The sequence below is a fragment of the Haladaptatus ordinarius genome (genome assembly GCF_054177595.1).
Genome location: NZ_JBPEHH010000256.1, coordinates 1 through 1,442, shown reverse-complemented (window position 1 = coordinate 1,442; position 1,442 = coordinate 1). Strand labels below are relative to the sequence as shown.

Annotated in this window: 1 protein-coding gene; it reads right to left on the bottom strand. The window is 50.2% G+C overall.

Annotated features, from left to right (window positions below; all coding sequences use genetic code 11):
• Positions 1–610 precede the first annotated feature (610 nt).
• Positions 611–997, bottom strand: coding sequence for a hypothetical protein (locus tag ACR3FF_RS27005; RefSeq protein ID WP_458191169.1), 387 nt, complete (start codon positions 995–997; stop codon positions 611–613).
• Positions 998–1,442: the final 445 nt, after the last annotated feature.

Below are 1,442 nucleotides of genomic sequence, written 5' to 3'. Positions count from 1 at the left end.
CGAGTACCGCGCCCTCCTCGATGAAATCTTCACGAAATTGACCGACCGACTGAGTTTCGCAGGCTCGTGGATTGAGAATCATCTCAGCGGATTCATCCAGAAGTTACGTTAATCACTACGGGGTCGGCGGGTTCGCCTGGATTCTCAACAACTGTTTTAGCAGTAGCGACCATACCACGCGTGAAGCGGCGGATTTCCGAACTCACAACAGTCTGTCGCTTCGCTTTCTACCGAGATGACCGAGTCGCCACGCCGCAGGCTAGCGCTCCTACAGAGCAGAATAGTGAGTGTGGGTTTATCGCAGCGGAGAATTGATTAGTTTTATTAGTGGATTTGATATTGACGGTCGGTGGCTACTTACCGAAAGCCTTCGCATCGGAAGTGTCGTCTTGATTGGATTTCTTCTCGCCCATTTCCTCAACGAATTCATCGCAGCGTTCGGCGTTGAACTCCTCTACTAGTGCGGAGTACTCTCATTGCCGTCCACCAATATACTGCTCTCCCCACTATTCGGATAGATCTTGGTGGGGGTGCCAGAGACAATCCACTGCCGCATGTACTCCTAAGCGACTCAAATCACTAAGAATCAGTGGCAATACCGGGAGAGACGTTACTCTTCGTCGGGCTCTGCCCGGATTAAGGCGTAATGGAAGAAACAAACGAAAAACTCGAATTCATCGCCGTCGGCCGGTCGGCCGAGATACCGGAAATCATCCGGTGCGTGAGTCTCTCCAGTGATTCGAGCCTTGGCGCGCTCGTCACAAAAGGTACAATCCTCCTCGTTGGTCTCTGCCCGGATTAAGGCGTAATGGAAGAAACAAACGAAAAACTCGAATTCATCGCCGTCGGCCGGTCGGCCGAGATACCGGAAATCATCCGGTGCGTGAGTCTCTCCAGTGATTCGAGCATTGGCGCGCTCGTCGCAAAAGGTACAACCCTCCTCGAGGGTATCGTTGAAATACGGTCGAATTATGTCCTTGCGAATTACGTCCTTCATAAAGCCAGAGGAGACTCAAATCACTAATAAAGAGTGGCCGATTGATACAATTAATTGATTTATTATATTATTATTCAGTTCTTCCCGGCTTACCAACGTATTCCGATTTCATCGTTCTATTCTCCAAAAATTTATGTATATATAATATCTATTGTTATTTCTATTATTACAGGTGCAATCCGCTTCGCATTTGACGTGCTCTTTAACGAGCGTTCCTTTTCCGCTGGAACTTTCCTCCTCGACGGGTTCGTCCGCGCCGGTTCCGACGCCGGTCGACCAGCGGTTCGAAGCGAGCGACGATCGTCGCAAAGTGATGGAAATTTAGAGCTGAGGGCGCAGGAGAAAGGGGTGTTCCCGGCGGAACACCCCGAACAAGATGTCTAGCTCATCTCCAACAGTGGTTTCATACGCAGGCCAAATGCTTCGCTCTCCATCCGCTACATCG